The 15,805-nt window shown below is 66.2% G+C and carries 13 protein-coding genes, 1 tRNA gene and 1 pseudogene; 7 read left to right on the top strand and 8 right to left on the bottom strand.

Annotation, left to right across the window (positions count from 1 at the left end; translation table 11 throughout):
• The first annotated feature begins 71 nt into the window (after positions 1 to 71).
• Positions 72 to 1,583 (top strand): pyruvate kinase, encoded by a 1,512-nt coding sequence (gene pyk, locus ACSLGO_RS08905; RefSeq protein ID WP_091605259.1) that lies wholly within the window; start codon positions 72 to 74, stop codon positions 1,581 to 1,583.
• Between the two features lie 85 nt (positions 1,584 to 1,668).
• On the opposite strand, the gene ACSLGO_RS08900 is transcribed toward pyk, so the two are convergent.
• Positions 1,669 to 2,274, bottom strand: coding sequence for an ANTAR domain-containing response regulator (locus ACSLGO_RS08900; protein ID WP_091605257.1), 606 nt, complete (start codon positions 2,272 to 2,274; stop codon positions 1,669 to 1,671).
• 130 nt (positions 2,275 to 2,404) lie between these two features.
• Here ACSLGO_RS08900 and ACSLGO_RS08895 point away from each other — a divergent pair.
• Positions 2,405 to 2,489: transfer RNA gene (locus ACSLGO_RS08895), tRNA-Leu, on the top strand.
• A 56-nt stretch (positions 2,490 to 2,545) separates the two neighbouring features.
• On the opposite strand, the pseudogene ACSLGO_RS08890 reads toward ACSLGO_RS08895, so the two are convergent.
• Positions 2,546 to 3,625 (bottom strand): annotated as a pseudogene (locus tag ACSLGO_RS08890) (MFS transporter); the annotation flags it as partial.
• Between the two features lie 297 nt (positions 3,626 to 3,922).
• Between ACSLGO_RS08890 and ACSLGO_RS08885 the strand changes: the two are divergent.
• Positions 3,923 to 4,873, top strand: a complete 951-nt coding sequence (locus ACSLGO_RS08885) for a zinc-binding dehydrogenase (RefSeq protein ID WP_091605254.1) — start codon at positions 3,923 to 3,925, stop codon at positions 4,871 to 4,873.
• Between the two features lie 11 nt (positions 4,874 to 4,884).
• On the opposite strand, the gene ACSLGO_RS08880 is transcribed toward ACSLGO_RS08885, so the two are convergent.
• Complete coding sequence (locus ACSLGO_RS08880; protein ID WP_419242775.1) at positions 4,885 to 5,823, bottom strand: 5'-3' exonuclease; 939 nt, start codon at positions 5,821 to 5,823, stop codon at positions 4,885 to 4,887.
• An 87-nt stretch (positions 5,824 to 5,910) separates the two neighbouring features.
• Here ACSLGO_RS08880 and ACSLGO_RS08875 point away from each other — a divergent pair, with 87 nt between their 5' ends.
• Both ACSLGO_RS08875 and ACSLGO_RS08870 read left to right on the top strand, forming a co-directional pair.
• Positions 5,911 to 6,879 (top strand): bile acid:sodium symporter family protein, encoded by a 969-nt coding sequence (locus ACSLGO_RS08875; RefSeq protein WP_436400945.1) that lies wholly within the window; start codon positions 5,911 to 5,913, stop codon positions 6,877 to 6,879.
• A gap of 94 nt (positions 6,880 to 6,973) precedes the next feature.
• On the top strand, positions 6,974 to 7,798 hold the full coding sequence (locus tag ACSLGO_RS08870) for an SDR family NAD(P)-dependent oxidoreductase (RefSeq protein ID WP_386887490.1): 825 nt from the start codon (positions 6,974 to 6,976) through the stop codon (positions 7,796 to 7,798).
• A gap of 9 nt (positions 7,799 to 7,807) precedes the next feature.
• Here ACSLGO_RS08870 and ACSLGO_RS08865 read toward each other — a convergent pair whose 3' ends face one another.
• On the bottom strand, positions 7,808 to 8,638 hold the full coding sequence (locus ACSLGO_RS08865) for a polysaccharide deacetylase family protein (protein WP_433123548.1): 831 nt from the start codon (positions 8,636 to 8,638) through the stop codon (positions 7,808 to 7,810).
• A gap of 136 nt (positions 8,639 to 8,774) precedes the next feature.
• Here ACSLGO_RS08865 and ACSLGO_RS08860 point away from each other — a divergent pair, with 136 nt between their 5' ends.
• Complete coding sequence (locus tag ACSLGO_RS08860) at positions 8,775 to 9,254, top strand: NUDIX domain-containing protein (protein WP_386887486.1); 480 nt, start codon at positions 8,775 to 8,777, stop codon at positions 9,252 to 9,254.
• A gap of 49 nt (positions 9,255 to 9,303) precedes the next feature.
• Here the strand turns inward: ACSLGO_RS08860 and ACSLGO_RS08855 are convergent, their stop codons facing one another.
• Together ACSLGO_RS08855 and ACSLGO_RS08850 are read right to left on the bottom strand one after the other, a co-directional pair.
• Positions 9,304 to 10,395 carry a winged helix DNA-binding domain-containing protein gene (locus ACSLGO_RS08855; RefSeq protein ID WP_436400944.1) on the bottom strand — a complete coding sequence of 364 codons (1,092 nt, stop codon included), beginning with the start codon at positions 10,393 to 10,395 and terminating at the stop codon, positions 9,304 to 9,306.
• Between the two features lie 37 nt (positions 10,396 to 10,432).
• Complete coding sequence (locus ACSLGO_RS08850; protein ID WP_255300524.1) at positions 10,433 to 11,665, bottom strand: ROK family protein; 1,233 nt, start codon at positions 11,663 to 11,665, stop codon at positions 10,433 to 10,435.
• Between the two features lie 100 nt (positions 11,666 to 11,765).
• Between ACSLGO_RS08850 and gap the strand changes: the two genes are divergently transcribed.
• Positions 11,766 to 12,776, top strand: coding sequence for a type I glyceraldehyde-3-phosphate dehydrogenase (gene gap, locus ACSLGO_RS08845; protein WP_277664668.1), 1,011 nt, complete (start codon positions 11,766 to 11,768; stop codon positions 12,774 to 12,776).
• 14 nt (positions 12,777 to 12,790) lie between these two features.
• Here gap and ACSLGO_RS08840 read toward each other — a convergent pair whose 3' ends face one another.
• Complete coding sequence (locus ACSLGO_RS08840; protein ID WP_436400943.1) at positions 12,791 to 14,155, bottom strand: LssY C-terminal domain-containing protein; 1,365 nt, start codon at positions 14,153 to 14,155, stop codon at positions 12,791 to 12,793.
• A 113-nt stretch (positions 14,156 to 14,268) separates the two neighbouring features.
• A complete protein-coding gene (locus ACSLGO_RS08835) occupies positions 14,269 to 15,678 on the bottom strand; it encodes a cryptochrome/photolyase family protein (protein ID WP_436400942.1) in 1,410 nt (469 codons plus the stop codon).
• Between the last annotated feature and the right edge of the window lie 127 nt (positions 15,679 to 15,805).

The raw sequence follows: 15,805 nt of genomic DNA, 5'->3' as shown, positions 1-15,805 counted from the left end.
CGCCTTTGCTGCAGGCCGTCCAGGAGGGTCCCGGACTGCATAAAGCCACTCAGGAGACTAGGCTAGGAAATATGAGACGCGCAAAGATCGTTGCAACTTTTGGTCCTGCCATAGCCAGTTACGAAAACACCGTAGCCGTGCTTCGTGCGGGTGTAGACGTAGCCCGCATGAACATGAGCCACGGTGACCATTCGGTCCACAACAACACGTACGAGAACGTGCGCCGGGCCTCCGAGGAACTCGGCAAGCCCGTCGGCATCTTCGCCGATCTCCAGGGTCCCAAGATCCGCCTGGGACGGTTCACGGACGGACCGCATTACCTGAACCGCGGTGACGAGTTCACCATCACCATCGAAGACGTTCCGGGCACCGCTTCACTGTGCTCGACGACGTACAAGGGCCTGCCCGGAGACGTCAACGTAGGCGACATCCTCCTGATCGACGACGGCAAGGTCGGCCTGCGTGCCACGGCCGTCGACGACACCAAGGTCGTCACCGAAGTCACCGTTCCCGGACCGGTTTCCAACAACAAGGGCATCAACCTCCCCGGCGTTGCCGTGAACGTCCCGGCCATGAGCGACAAGGACGAGGAAGACCTCCGCTGGGCGATCCGCCGCGGCGTGGACATGGTTGCCCTCTCCTTCGTGCGCAACGCCGTCGACGTGGCACGCGTCCACGAAATCATGGACGAGGAAGGCCGCCGCATCCCGGTCATCGCCAAGATCGAAAAGCCGCAGGCCGTAGCCGCCATCGAAGAGATCATCGACGCGTTCGACGCCATCATGGTTGCCCGCGGCGACCTCGGTGTGGAGCTGCCGCTCGAAGATGTGCCGCTGGTCCAGAAGAACGCCATCGAACTGGCACGCCGCTGGGCCAAGCCTGTCATCGTGGCCACCCAGGTCCTCGAATCCATGATCGAGAGCCCGCGCCCCACCCGTGCCGAAGCGTCCGACTGCGCCAACGCTGTCCTGGACGGTGCCGACGCCGTCATGCTTTCCGGGGAGACCTCCGTGGGTAAGTACCCGATTGACACCGTCAAAACGATGGCCCGCATCATCGAGTCCACTGAGGAGCACGGCCTGAACCGCGTGCCCCCGCTGGGCAGCAAGCCGCGTACCCGCGGCGGTGCCATCACCCGGGCCGCCGTCGAGATCGCGGACCAGCTGGACGCCGAGTGCATCTGCACCTTCACCCAGTCGGGCGACTCCGCACGCCGGCTTTCCCGCCTGCGCCCGAAGAAGCCGGTGTTTGCCTTCACCCCGGTCGAGTCGACGCTGAACTACATGTCCCTGTTCTGGGGCATCCAGCCGATGCTGGTTCCCTTCGTGGAGCATACGGACAAGATGACGCAGCAGGTTGACCAGACCCTCCTGGAAAAGGGGATCGTCCAGGAAGAGGCCATGGTGGTCATCGCCGCCGGTTCGCCTCCCGGACAGGCCGGCTCCACCAACCTGATCAAGGTGCACCGCGTCGGTGACGCTGCGGACACCGGGCAGCAGGGTGAGGGGCGGCGCCGTGAGAAGGAGAAGGTTGGTCCCTGGCCGGTCAAGGAAGCCAACAAGGGCAAGGCGAAGCCCATCTAGGACCCCGCAGTCCACGCAAAAGCCCCGCCGGGAATTATCCCGGCGGGGCTTTTGCGCGTCCTTACCGCCCAGGGCGGTCCGAAAACTAGTTGACCTGGTTGATGATGGTTTCTGCAACCTCGCGCATGCTCAGGCGGCGGTCCATGGACGTCTTCTGGATCCAGCGGAACGCCTCCGGCTCGGTGAGACCCATCTTGGTGGTTAGCAGCGACTTGGCGCGCTCCACCAGCTTGCGGGTGGCGAACTGCTCCTTGAGGTCGGTGACCTCGTTCTCCAGGGCCTTGATTTCTTCGTGGCGGGAAAGCGCGATTTCGATCGCCGGAATCAGGTCCGCAGGGGTGAAGGGCTTCACCACGTAGGCCATGGCACCGGCCTCGCGGGCGCGCTCCACAAGTTCCTTCTGGCTGAACGCGGTCAGGAGCACTACTGGAGCAATGCGGGCCTTTACGATCGCCTCGGCTGCGCTGATACCGTCCATGACGGGCATCTTCACGTCCATGAGCACCAGGTCCGGCTTCAGCTCGGTGGCCATCTGCACGGCTTTCTCGCCGTTGTCCGCCTCGCCGACAACCTCGTAACCCTCGCCGGTGAGGATCTCAACGATGTCCAGGCGGATCAGCGTCTCGTCCTCCGCAACGAGGACGCGCCGCGCGGGAGTGTTGGACGGTACGGACTCGGATGACTCAGACACAGATGCTCCTTGGAAAGACGACGGCGCTACCGGTGGCTGCCGGTAGTTCACGAAAACAGCCTATCTGCATGTAGAGTGGTTTCGCGCCCAACACGGGGAATCAATCCGTTTGATCAACGTCACAGGGCCTGCCCGAATGGCGGAATTGGCAGACGCGCTGCACTCAAAATGCAGTATCGAAAGGTGTGTGGGTTCGAGTCCCACTTCGGGCACCAAAAACACTCCAGGCAATCACCACGGCCACCAGCGCCACAGCGGCATAGCCAAGGCCGGAATAGCCCGCAGCGGCCAGTACCGGACCAGCCAGGGCACCGCCCAGGGCTCCCGCCGCATTCATCCCGAGATCCGAGATTCCCTGGACCGCCGGGCGCTCCTGCACATCCACGGAGTCCGAAAGCAGTGCCGACGCAGAGACAACGGAAGCGGACCATCCCAGTCCCAGCAGGATCAGGCTGAGCGTGACTGCGGCCGTGGACTCCGAAGCGGTCCCGGCGAGCAGCAGCGCACCCAGGAGCAGGAGCTGCCCCAGCAGGATGGTTTTCCGTCGCCCGGCACTGTCGGAGAGCCACCCGAAGACCGGCGAGAGCCCATACATCCCGGCAATGTGCAGGCTGATCGTGAACCCGACCACGCTGATGGCGGCACCGTGGCTGCTCAGGTGCACGGGCGTCATGGACATCAGGGCAACCATCACCGCATGGCTCAGCGCGATTGCCGCAACCGCATAGCGTGCCGCCGGGTTGCCGCGCAGTACGGCCGGGCCGGAACGCTTCGACACTGGTGCGGCACCGGAGGCTTCCGCCGCCGCGGCGCGAAGAGCCTTCACCCCCAGCAGCGGGTCCGGCCGCAGCCCGGCGAGGTACACGGCCGCCGCCGCCAGCTGGGCCGCGAGGGAAAAGACGAAGGCACCGGTCAGTGGTGGGAGGCCCAGAGCCGAACCCAGCGCTTCTCCCGGGCCGAAGAGGTTCGGGCCCAGAACGGCACCGATGGTCGTGGACCATAGGACGATGGACAGGTCCCTGCCGCGGGTCCCCGGCTCCGACAGATCCGCCGCGGCAAAGCGGGCCTGGAGGCTGACGGCGCTGCCTGCCCCGAGCAGGGCCAGGCCTGCCAGCAGCAGCGGAAAGAACCCCGCGACGGCTGACCCTACTGCAGTGACTGCACCGGCCGCGGAAACCAGGGCGCCGGTGGACAGGGACGCCCGGCGTCCGTGTGCCTGCGCCAGCCGGGCCAGTGGAACTGCTGCCGCGGCCGCCCCCAGGGTGCTCATGGTCGCTGCCATGCCGGACCAGGCCGGGGAGCCGGACAGGGCCGCGGCCAGCAGGGCGCCCAGGGACAGCGTGGCTCCCATGCCGATTCCGCCCAGGACCTGCCCCGCCACCAGGACGCCGAGAACACGCCGCTGGGACGGAAGGACGGGAACCTGGAAACCGGATGCCGGCGTGCTGGGCTGTTCGTGCATTTCTCCCCGTCCGTGCGTCATTGTCTCCTCCGCAGGATATCCCGCGGCGGTTAGGAAGAACGGCACCGGCGTGCTGCTCTTCACAGCCGGAACGGCCTTGCCGGGCAGTTCGGCGGGCGTAGGGTGAAAATGTGGAAGGCATCTTGATCAGGGCCTCCACTGAACCGAACGAAAAGGAGACGCCCCATGAAGGCATGGCAGTTCACCGGCACAAACAAGCCCCTGGAACTCAACGAAGTCCCCGAACCCCACGCCGGCCCCGGACAGGTGGTCGTCGAGGTGAAGGCAGCAGGCGTATGCCACTCCGATGTCACTGCCCTGGATGATCCGGGATGGATGCCCCTGTTCTTCGAACTCCCGCGCACCATGGGCCACGAAAACGCCGGTGTGATTACCGAGGTTGGCCCCGGCATGGAGCACTGGAAGGTCGGTGACCGGGTGGGTCTTGCCCCGGTCATGAGCGACGGCGATGCCCTGGGCTACGGCAAATGGGACGGCGGATTCGCGCCCAAGCTGGTTGCCACCGATGACAACCTGGTGAAGCTTCCGGACGAGGTTCCGTTCGACCTGGCGGCAATGGCAACCGATGCGGGCCTGACTGCGTACCACGCGATCATGGCAGTCGGCGGAGCCAAGGCCGGGATGAAGGTCGGCGTCATCGGCCTCGGCGGTCTCGGCTATATCGGTGCCCGCGTGGCTGTGCTCTCCGGCGCCGAGGTATACGGTGCGGAGATTAACGCCGAAACCCGCAAACTCGCCGATGAGATCGGACTGGCCGGCGTGGCCGAGTCCATCACCGAGTTCAAGGACAAGGGACTGGACCTGATCGTGGACTACGCCGGTTTCGGTACCACCACGTCCCAGGCCATCGAAACCCTTGCCGAGTTTGGAACACTGGTCCAGGTGGGCATGGGACGGCTGGAAGCAACCATCAACACCTACCCGGTCATCATCAACCAGCTGAGCATCAAGGGCTCCAAGTCAGGCACCAAGGAAGACCTTGAAGCTCTCTACGAGTTGATGAAGTCCGGCAAACTGAACCCGCCGATGAACATCATTACCCACGCCGAGATTCCGGATGCGATCGACAAGCTGCGCGCCGGCGGCGTCATCGGACGCTTCATCGCGCAGTACTGAATGGCACAGTCCTAGGCGGCCGGGTCCAGGGCCTTCAGCAGGCGGCTGATGGAGCTGCCGAGGTTCCATTCCCCGGCCAGTTCCTCTAGCCGGGCCCGGGCATCTTTGCCGGGAGGCTGCAGCCGGGCACCGGCCTCCGCCAGAGACGGCACTTCGAGGCCGCGCACAATCCGCACGACGGTTGGCGCGGCCTCGAGGTATTCCCGGGCCCCGGCCAGTTTGGCCCGCACGGCGGAGGAGACACCGCCGTCGGCGTCCTGTGCGGCCTGGAGCAGTGACTCGAGGCTGCCGAACTCCGCGAGCAGGGAGGAGGCAGTCTTCTCCCCAATGCCGGAAACACCGGGCAGCCCGTCGGAGCTGTCGCCCCGCAGGGTCGCGTAGTCCGCGTACTGCTCCGGAAGCACGCGGTATTTGGCGACTACGGCGGCGTCGTCCATGATTTTCAGGTTCTTCATGCCGCCCGCGGTGTAGAGAACCCGTACGCCTGCCGCGTCGTCGATGACCTGGAAGAGGTCCCGGTCCCCGGTGACCACGTCCACAGGCATGGACGCCTGTGCCGCGTAGCTGCCGATCACGTCGTCCGCCTCGTGGTCCGCGACGCCGACGACGGCGATTCCAGCCAGGCTAAGGACCTGCCTGATGAGCGGAATCTGGGCCTCGAGCGCGACGGGAACCTCCTCGATATCCGGGCCGTCCGCTACCGCGCGGGCAACCCGGTGTTCCTTGTAGGACGGAAGCAGGTCCACCCGCCACTGCGGACGCCAGTTCTCGTCCCAGCAGGCAACCACATGGGTGGGCTCGAACTCGCCGACGAGCCGGGCGATCATGTCCGCCAGTCCGCGCACCGCATTGACCGGCGTCCCGTCCGGGCGACGAAGTGAATCCGGGAGCCCGTAAAAGGCGCGGAAGTACAGCGAGGCCGTATCAAGGAGCATCAGGCGTTCAGGCATAACCGCATCCTGCCACGGATCGGCCCCTCATACCCGCGGCGGCGAGTCTTCCACCGCCAGGCAACGGGCTGTGCCAGCATATTGGCCATGCCCGGCAACCCGAAGACCGCCGTCCCGCAGCCAGTCCAGGCAGCTGAAGAGCGCAGTGCGCGCATAGCCGTAACGATCTTTCCGCTGCTGATCCTCGCCGGGGGAGCGGTGGCCCTGGCTTTTCCGGATCCATTCACGTCACTTGCCCCGCTGATCAATCCCGGGCTCATGGTGATCATGTTCGGCATGGGCCTGACCCTGACCCTGCCGGACTTCGCCATGGTGGTCCGCCAGCCGCTGCCTGTGCTGCTGGGCGTGGTGGCGCAGTTCCTGATCATGCCGCTGCTTGGCCTGGGCATCGCCTGGGCGCTGCGGCTTCCCCCTGAACTTGCTGCCGGCGTCATCCTGGTCGGGTGTGCACCGGGTGGTACTGCCTCAAACGTCGTGACGTACCTGGCCCGCGGAAACGTGGCGCTCTCGGTTGCCATGACCTCGGTCTCCACCCTGCTCGCGCCGCTGTTCACGCCGCTGCTGGCGCTGTGGCTCGCCGGGCGGTACATGGCGGTAGACGCCGGTTCAATGGCACTTTCGATCGTGCAGATTGTCCTGGTGCCGGTGCTGGTCGGCCTGCTGATCCGTTACCTCATGCCCCGGACCGTGGACCGGGTTCTTCCCGTCCTGCCCTGGGTTTCCGTCGCGGCGATTACCTTCGTGGTAGTGGCCGTGGTGGCCGGAAGCGCGGCAGCCATCCTGACCGCCGGGTGGCTGATTCTGCTGGCCGTCGTCCTCCACAACGGACTCGGGCTGGGACTTGGGTACGGTGCCGCACGCCTGTTTCGGCTTCCGGTGCCGTCCCGGCGCACCATGGGCGTTGAGGTGGGGATGCAGAACTCGGGTCTGGCAGCGGGACTCGCCCGGGAGTACTTCAGTCCGGAGGCGGCCCTCCCTGCGGCCGTCTTCTCGGTGTGGCACAACGTGTCCGGCGCGCTGATGGCTGCCTACTGGCGCCGCCGCCCGGCGTCGTAAGGCTGTGGGCGAAAAGCCGGGCACCGGCTACCGGTGCCCGGCCGGACACCGCTATGGTGAGCCAGTCCCGGCAATTCAACGAAAGCAGGCCCGTGTGGCTCCCAAGACCATCGTGATCACCGGCGCGTCCGACGGCGTGGGCGCGGCAGCCGCGCGGCGGCTCGCCGCGGACGGGCACCATGTTGTCCCGGTGGGGCGATCGCTAGAGAAGACCGCTGCAGTCGCCGAGGACATTGGCAGTGAATACTTCACCGCTGACTTCGCCGACCTCAGCCAGGTCCGCAGTCTCGCCTCCGACCTGCTGCAGCGCTATCCCCGGATCGACGTGCTGGCCAACAATGCCGGAGCCATCTTCGGGAAGGAACGCCAGGTCACTGCTGACGGACACGAGATGACGTTCCAGGTGAACTATTTGGCCCCGTTCCTGCTGACCCGGCTGTTGACCAACCGCCTGCTCGACTCACGGGGAACCGTCATCAATACCTCCAGCGCCGCGAACCGGCTCTTCGCCAAGCTGGATATCACGGACCTGGAAGAGCAAAGGAACTACACCCCGCAGCGGGCCTACGGGAACTCGAAACTGGAGCAGATCCTCTTCACCGAGGAGTTTGACCGCCGCTACCGCGCCGCGGGGGCAACCTCCACGGCCTTCCACCCCGGAGTCATAGCGTCCGGTTTCTCCAGTGCCGAGGGATCCGCCATGCGCTCTGTCTACCAGGGAATCCTTGGCCGGTTCCTGCAGAGCCCGGAAAAGGGTGCACAGACCCTGGTGTTCCTCGCCGAGGGCACACCGGGGTCCGATTACCCTACCGGCAGGTATTTCGTGCGGTCCAAACCTGCACGGGCGAACAGGCTGGCAGGTGACCATGCACTGGCCCTGGACCTGTGGAACCGGTCCGTGGCCATGCTGGAGGGTTAGCCGGAGGCACTAGACGCCCAGGAAGTCCTCCAGCAGGATGACGTCCAGGCCGGCCGCCTGCTGGGCGGCGCGGAAGGCGTTCAGGTCCGCTGCGAATTCCGGCCGGAAGTGCATCAGGACAATGTCGCCGGGACGCAGGGCGGTGCCCACCTGGTACTGCATGGAGCCGGCACTGGCCTTGGCTTCCCAGGTAATGATGGCCTTCAAGCCGGCAGCCGCGGCAGCCTGCTGCATGGCGGCCGAGTACGCGCCGCCGGGCGGCCGGAACAGGGTGGGAACCCGGCCGAAATGCTCGGCCACATAGTCCTGCATGCCCGCGATTTCCCCGTACAGCTGGTCGTAGCCCATCCGGTAGGCCATCTGCGTGTCATGGTGCAGGGTGTGGTTCTGGATCCGGACGAAGGGAAACTGGGCGAAGTAGAGGGGATCGGCCTCCACGAACGTCCTGGCCAGGAAGATGGACGCCGGATAGTTGTATTCCTTGACCAGCGCGAGGGCTTCGGGAGTACGGACCATGCCGTCGTCGATGGTCAGGAAGACCACCGGATGGTTGGTGGGTATCCGGCTGACCACCGGCGCGAAGCCATCCACCGCTGGCGGGAGCTGATAGTCCGGCACGTAGACGGGCGGAGCGGGCGGCGGGGGAGGCTCGGCGGCGGCGGGCAGCGGCTCGGGCGCGTTCGGGGCCGGGGAGGGTGCCTGCGGTGACGACGGACGGGGCGCCGGCGCCGCTTCCGTTCCGCTGCACGCCGTCAGTCCGGCCGCTGCCATGGCTCCGAAGGCCGCAAGCGCAGTCCGGCGGTTCACGAGGGGCGGAAGCTTCCCGGGATTCAGGGGCACCGCACCAGCGTAGGCATGTGCACCCATGTGAAACAGGGGGCTCGTGCCAAATGGCTGCGCCATGGTGCGAATGCCCCGCCCGGCCGGGGAGCTTCTAGACTGGTGTTCCTCGTAGACAGGGAAAGGACACAGCAGCATGCGCACCAGTGCCGGAATCCTGCTGTACCGCGAGGACGGGGAGCGCGCCGCGGGGGACGAATGCGGCGTTGATGTGTGGATTGCCCATATGGGCGGACCCTTCTGGGCCCGCCGTGATGAGCACGCCTGGTCCATACCCAAGGGTGAATTCGCTGCTCCGGAGGATCCGCTCGCGGCAGCCCTCCGCGAGTTCGGGGAGGAAATGGGCTGGGCGGCTCCGGCGGCGGAATATGACCTGCTGGGCACCTTCCGGCAATCGTCGGCCAAATCCGTCACGGTTTTCACGGCCGCCGCCGACTTCCCCGGCAGAGCCGTCCACAGCAACACCTTTGCCGTCGAGCTGCCCGCCGGATCGGGCAACGTCCGGGACTTCCCGGAAGTGGACCGGGCCGGGTGGTTTAGTATCCCTGAAGCCCGGCTCAAACTGGTTAAGGGCCAGGCCCAGGTCCTGGACGCCCTGCTGTCCCGGCTGCGCTGAACTTCCCCTCCTCGGTGCCGGGGCCGGTTCACTGCCGGAATTCCGGGGTTCAGGCCCGCCGGAGCGTCACCGGAGTGCCGAGGAACTGCCCGTAACCGAGGGCTGCCGCTTCGACGGCTTTCCAGCCGCGGCCGTTGAGCGGACGGAAGGGGTGCACAGTGACCTCGGTGGAGGCCCGGGAGGTTTTGCGGGACCACACACCTGAGATCCGGCCGCGCAGTACCAGCGTTGGCTTGAAGACACCGTTGCTGCCCGGCACGGTCAACGGTGCATGCTCTGCAGCCAGCGCAGCGCTGCGGTCCGTGTAGCCCAGCAGGTACTCATCGAAACCCGGAAGCAGCACGGCTGTCCTCATCCGCGTCTCCTCGGTCACGGGCGGGACAGGCTGCCAGTGGACGCCGCCGTCGTATTCCACTTCCTCCAGCCCGTTCCCGCACGCGGCAATACCGCGCCGAATGGCGGTGACCGGAAGCTTGGTCCACCAGGCGAGGTCAGCGGCAGTGGCGGGGGAACGGCCACGGAAATACCGCCGGACCACCTCAGCCAGCGCCGCATCGCCCTCGAGGCCGCGACGCCGCGGCACCCACTCCTCGAGCAGGACGAACTGCTGCTCGGCGCCCTTGAACGGCCCAAGCACTGTGGTGCCGGAGACCGAAAGGTGCCACAGCAGGTGATAGCCGCGCTGCCCGGACGTTCGGATTCCCGCGCCTTCGAACCGGGCCAGCAGCTCCTTCCGGCCCAGCGCGCTGCGGTCCGCCAAGGCATCCCGGGCCACGGCCCGCGCCTGTTCCACGGTCCGGTCATCGAGCCCAAGTTCCGCACGCCGCCGGGCAGCGGAGCGGAGTGTCCGTTCCGCTGTCATGGCCAGCAGCCAGTGCACGTCCTCGGCCGCGAGCACGTGCAGCGTGCCGCGGAACGGCCAGGTACGGACCAGGGCGCCCGAGTCGAATGCTGTCCGGACCTGCTCCTGGGTAGCGCCGCTGCGAAGGCCCAGCGACCACAGGACACCGGGCAGGTCCTGGCCCTGGAGAGCAAAAAGACGCCCGACGGCGGCTTCAGGGCTTGCGGCCTGCGCCTGCGTGCCCAGCGCCTGGCTCCCGGTCCGGCGTAGGAGCAGCTCGGTACGCGTTAGGGTTTCCATTTCTCCTCCGCTGTGCCCGTGGCAGTGCACGGCAAGTCTAGGCGGAGGGTACCGCCTCCGGGGAAGGAGCAGTGCCGTTGCCCGGCCTCAGGTCAAGCAGCCGTGCCTCCACATGGTCAAGCGCCAGCCGGACGGCTCCGGTGGCAACCAGCATTTCGCCCAGTTCGGAAACTGCCAGGCGCGGCGGGTCCGGCACGTACCGGGCAAGTTCGTCGGTCATGCCGGGGAGCAGTGCCGTGGCCGAGGCGGCCACAGCGCCGCCAATGACTATGAGCCGAGGGTCGAAGAAGGTGGAGACCAGCGCCAGGACCCGGGCCATGCGCCTGGCGATCCGGTCCAGGATCTGCGCTGCGGTTTCGTCCCCGGCGGCGGCTGCCTCGAAGACGTAACGAGCCGAGACACGGTTCGTATGTTCACCGACCAGGGCACGGATCATTCCCTCGTGCCCGGCGTCCAGTGCCGCCGTGCCCCAGTGGCGTGCCAGCTTGGCAATGCCGTCCTGGTTGCCTACGCCCTCAACCAGTTCAAGGCCTCCCATGGTTCCCGCCCGGCCCAGGGCGCCGTGGACCAGCCTGCCGGATTCGATGACTCCCGTACCGAGGCGTTCACCTGCAAGGATGACGGCCAGGTTGCTTTCATCCGCACCGATTCCCCGCCAGCGCTCGGCGAGGGCAGCCAGCTTCGCGTCATTCTCCACCAGGACCGGCCAACCGAATCCTTCGGCGAATTCCTGCGTCAGGCCAAGATCGAACATGGGTGCCAGTTCCTGCCCGGGGGCGATGGTGCCCTCCGGAGTGACCTGGGCGGCGATTCCCAGGGCAACGGCCAGGACGCTTGCAGCCGGCACGCCGGCGTCCGCCAGTGCGTCCCGCGTAGCCGCGATAACCGCGGACCGCCGGTCAGCCGGTGTACCTCCGTGGTAGGGGAAACGGGACTCGGTTCCACCCACGACGTTTCCGGCGAGATCGGAGACTACAACGCGTACGGTGGCCAGGCCGACGTCGAGCCCCAGGACAAAACCGGCGCTCTCATTGAATTCGAACCGCCGTGCGGGCCGCCCCTTCTGCCCTCCTGCGCGGGGAGACGCGGCCTCCCGTGCCCAGCCGCGGGCAATGAGATCGTCGCAGACGGCGATGACCGTGGCGCGCGTGAGGCCCGTGGCCTGGATCAGGTCCGTTCCCGTAGCGGACGGTACGGTGCGCAGCACGTCAAGGACTGAGCGCAGGTTGGTGCGGCGCAGCAGCTGCGGAGTGCTGGCAGAAACATCCAAAGTTAGGGCCCCTTTGACGAGTGGCGGGAATAACAGCATAATTGTACTAGTTCATATATTTAGTCTCTAAATTTAGTCCCCACGCCTTCAGGAGGCCCTTGTGAGTATTCGAGTTGGAATCAACGGTTTTGGCCGCATCGGGCGCAACTTCCTCCGCGCCGCGCTGCAGAGCGAGAACGGTTTTACCGTTGTTGCGGTCAATGACCTGGCAGATCCGGAGCAGCTGGCGCACCTGCTGAAGTACGACTCGGTTGCGGGCCGCCTCGCTGAAGACGTACGCGTGGTGGACGGCGACATCAAGGTTGGAAACCAGACCATCAAGGTCCTCGCCGAACGTGATCCGGGCAGCCTGCCGTGGGCTGAGCTGGGAGTGGACATCGTCATCGAATCCACGGGCCTGTTCACCAAGGCAGCCGACGCCGGGAAGCACATTTCCGCCGGCGCGAAGAAGGTCCTGATCTCCGCTCCCGCGAAGGATGAGGACTTCACCGTAGTGATGGGCGTGAACGACGGCGATTACGACGCCGAGAAGCACAACATCATCTCCAACGCTTCCTGCACCACCAACTGCCTGGCCCCGATGGCAGACGTGCTCAACCGTGAATTCGGCATTGAGCAGGGCCTGATGACCACCATCCACGCCTACACGGCAGACCAGAACCTCCAGGATTCCCCGCACCGGGACCTCCGCCGCGCCCGCGCCGCAGCCCTGAACGTGATCCCCACGTCCACCGGCGCAGCCAAGGCCATCGGCGTCGTCCTTCCGGAGCTGAAGGGGAAGCTGGACGGCTACGCCATGCGCGTTCCGGTTCCCACGGGTTCTGCCACGGACCTGACCGTTACGGTCAGCCGCGAAACCACTGCCGAGGAAGTGAATGAGGCTTTCCGTGCCGCAGCCGCTTCGGACCGCTGGTCCGGCATCCTCACCTACACCGAGGATCCGATTGTCTCCTCGGACATCGTCGGGGATCCGGCATCCTGCATCTTTGACTCGGGCCTGACCAAGGTGCAGGGCAACCAGGTGAAGATCGTTGGCTGGTACGACAACGAGTGGGGTTACTCCTCCCGTCTGGTGGACCTCACCGCGCTGGTGGCTTCCAAGCTCAGCTAGTGCTGTCCGGGGATTCAATCCCCCCGCCGAAAGGGCAGAAACGGCTCGTTTGAACGCTGAAACGAGCCGTTTCTGCCCTTTCGCTTAAGGTGGGAGAACTTCCGGGCCCGGTCGCTTGAAAGGGCTAGGAGGATGAGCACGTCCAGCGCATAGGCCGGCCGCTCGCTTTGCAGGACCTGGTCCGGATCACCCGCGATAAACGTTGCGCCCTGCAGGATGATGGAGATCGAACTCAGGACCATCGCTGTGATCCGGGCCCAGTTGGTTCCGCGCACCACCAGCAGTGCCAGCATGCCTTCAAACGCGGAGAACACCAGCAGGACGATGCCAGCCGGTACATACACGTCTGCGGCGGCAAACAGTTCGCGGTCATCCCCGGCAAGGTCTGCCACCCAGGTCCGTTCCGCGGATCCGGTAAAAAGCAGTCCGGCTACGGCCAGCGCGGCAGCCACGCGCAGCAGGATTAGCACCGCGCCCACCACAATCGGTGCCGGACGTCCGGCCCGGTGGCGCGTCCGTCTGCCGCCGGACTGGTCCTGATAGGCACCGCGCACGGCGCCGACGTCGAGGACAGGCAGGTTTCCGTCGGTGCGGATGCTGTCCCCGCCGCCGTTGCGTGAGTGATAGCCCGAGGAAAAGTCCTGGATGACCGTCAGGGAAACCTCCCCGGAGGCTGCCAGGACGGATTCAACGACGTGGTCCCGTTCATGGTCCACATCCGGGCTGATCCGGTGGGTCACCTGCAGCGTGAAGTAGGAGAGTCCAACGGCCCGGTCATAGGAAGCGGCAGCCAGCCAGTCGACGGCGATTCCCCCGGGCAGCTTCCAGCCGTCCGGGCACTTCCAAAAGCGGATGTGGTGCCGTTTGCCGGGATTGCCGTCCACTTCCTGCTGGTAGGCGAAGTCCTGCTGGCGTCCGAACAGGAAGAGCGGTGAGACCGGTGCCGCGTCGTAGCTGCGGCGGAAGAGGGTGGAGGTGATGATCTTTCGGCTGCTGGCAAAATCCACCGGGTCCGCCTCGGTCCAGCCGGCGCTGCGCATCAGCGCATGGAGCTGCCCGGCGTTTCCGTTGAACGCGAGGTTAACCGGGTCGCCGAACAGCCCGTCACTGGTCCGGGTGCGGCCCATGAAGTAGTCCGGTATGTAGATGCTGGTCAGGATCCTGTGCAGCCGCGGCAGCACGAGGTAGGCCAGTGCGGCCCAGAAGAACACCAGGAACCAGAGCCGCCGGAAGCTGAGGCTTTCGTCCAGGAGCAGTACGGCAAACCAGATAGCCGCCAGCCCGCCGAACACGAAGAACCCCCAGTCGAAGGCTGCCTCAACGGTGGCGCGGCGCGTGCGGACCGCTCCGTCCTGAGTGCCAGCCCGATCCCGGGACATCCTTGCCTCCATGGCTGGACGGTTGATGTCCAGCCAAAAGTAGCCCGGCCGGCACGTCCGCCGATAGGGCATTCGGCCATACAAGTGCTGTTAGGACGGCTTTGGGGAGCGGGTCAGCGGATGCTCTCGTAAGCGTCCAGCGCATGCTGCCGTGATTCCTTCAGGTCCACCAGTGGTTCGGGGTAACCCGGCAACAGGGCATCGGGCACCCACTGGGAGATGTAGGCGCCCTCTGGATCAAACCGCTTTGCCTGCGTCTCCGGGTTGAAGATGCGGAAGAAGGGAGCGGCATCCGCACCGGACCCGGCAACCCACTGCCAGTTCGCCGGGTTGCTCGCTGGGTCTGCATCCACGAGGGTTTCCCAGAACCACTCCTCGCCCACCCGCCAGTGGATACCCAGGTTCTTGATCAGGAAGCTGGCCGCCACCATTCGTACCCGGTTGTGCATCCAGCCCATGGTCCAGAGCTGCCGCTGGCCGGCGTCTACCAGCGGAATCCCGGTCAGTCCGGCCTTCCACGCATCCAGCGGTTCCAGGTTCTCCGGACGGGACCCGGCGTCCAGCCCGGGGGCGCGCAGTATGGAAGGGGTGACTGCGGCACCCTGCGGTTGGTCCCAGGGAAACCCGTCGAAGGCCGGCCGCAGGTTCCGGGTGGCCAGGTCCGGGTTGTGGAAGAGCTGGTGCCAGCAGAACTCGCGCCAGCCGATTTCCGTGCCGAACACGTCAGGGCCCGGCCCGTTCCCGCGCACCTGCGCCAGTGCATGCCAGACCTGGAACGGGCTGACGTGGCCCCACCTCAGGTAGGGGGAGAGGCGGCTGGTTCCAGGCTTCGCCGGACGGTCCCTGCCGTCGTCGTAGTCCTGGACCGGTCCGTCGAGGAAATCTTCGAGGGCACCCAGCCCGGCCGATTCGCCCGGCGTCCATGCCTCCGCCAGTCCGGCGGTCCAGTCCGGGTGCTTTGGCAGCAGCTCCCAGCTGTCCAGGTCATCGCCGGAGGGGAGGGCCGACGGCGGGCGGCCGGCTTTTGCGGGGGCATCCAGCGGGGCCCGGAAATCCTGGGCGGAGAGGGCGCGCCAGAACGGGGTGAACACCCGGTACGGACCGCCCTGCCCTGTGCGGACGGTCCAGGGTTCGTGCAGCAGGGAAGCCTGGAAGCTCTCCGCGTGGACATCCTCTCCGGCTGCCCATTCCTTGACCGCGGAGTCCACTTCCCGTTCCGGGCCTCCGTAGCGGCGGTTCCAGTAGAGGTTGCCGGCGCCTGATTCACTGGCGAAGGCTGGAATGGCTTCCCCCGCGGGGCCGCGCAGGAGTACCAGTGGAATGTTGAGGGACGCGAGGTCAGCGCCCAGGGTCTGCAATGCGTGGTGGAGCCACCATTTCGCCGCGGCTCCGAGCGGGCGGATTCCCGGGGACTCCTCGTCCAGGACGTAGACGGCCACGGCACTGCCGTCCTGGGCTGCGGCGAGCAGCGCGGGATTGTCCGCCGTGCGCAGGTCGTCGCGGAACCAGGCGATGGAGACCACGGGCGGGTCCTTTCCTTGAAAGTTGCCAGTACTAGAGACCCTACCTGCGGTCCGGCAGCAACGTTGCAGGGGGACTGCCACAGCTGTCCTGGAAGGGCACGCTGTGTTCTTCGGCACGAAACTAGTT

It is taken from the genome of Arthrobacter sp. IK3 (assembly GCF_051337705.1).
GTDB classification, from domain to species: domain Bacteria; phylum Actinomycetota; class Actinomycetes; order Actinomycetales; family Micrococcaceae; genus Arthrobacter_B; species Arthrobacter_B koreensis.
The sequence above is the reverse complement of the archived record's forward strand: the minus strand, read 5'-3'. Positions and strand labels throughout refer to the sequence as shown.

Bases quoted from the DNA above. Each gene is read 5' to 3' on its own strand.
- ACSLGO_RS08855 (WP_436400944.1), bottom strand. From the start codon at position 10,395: ATGGAAACCCTAACGCGTACCGAGCTGCTCCTACGCCGGACCGGGAGC.
- pyk (WP_091605259.1), top strand. From the start codon at position 72: ATGAGACGCGCAAAGATCGTTGCAACTTTTGGTCCTGCCATAGCCAGT.
- ACSLGO_RS08840 (WP_436400943.1), bottom strand. From the start codon at position 14,155: ATGTCCCGGGATCGGGCTGGCACTCAGGACGGAGCGGTCCGCACGCGC.
- ACSLGO_RS08875 (WP_436400945.1), top strand. From the start codon at position 5,911: ATGCCCGGCAACCCGAAGACCGCCGTCCCGCAGCCAGTCCAGGCAGCT.
- ACSLGO_RS08880 (WP_419242775.1), bottom strand. From the start codon at position 5,823: ATGCCTGAACGCCTGATGCTCCTTGATACGGCCTCGCTGTACTTCCGC.
- ACSLGO_RS08860 (WP_386887486.1), top strand. From the start codon at position 8,775: ATGCGCACCAGTGCCGGAATCCTGCTGTACCGCGAGGACGGGGAGCGC.
- ACSLGO_RS08885 (WP_091605254.1), top strand. From the start codon at position 3,923: ATGAAGGCATGGCAGTTCACCGGCACAAACAAGCCCCTGGAACTCAAC.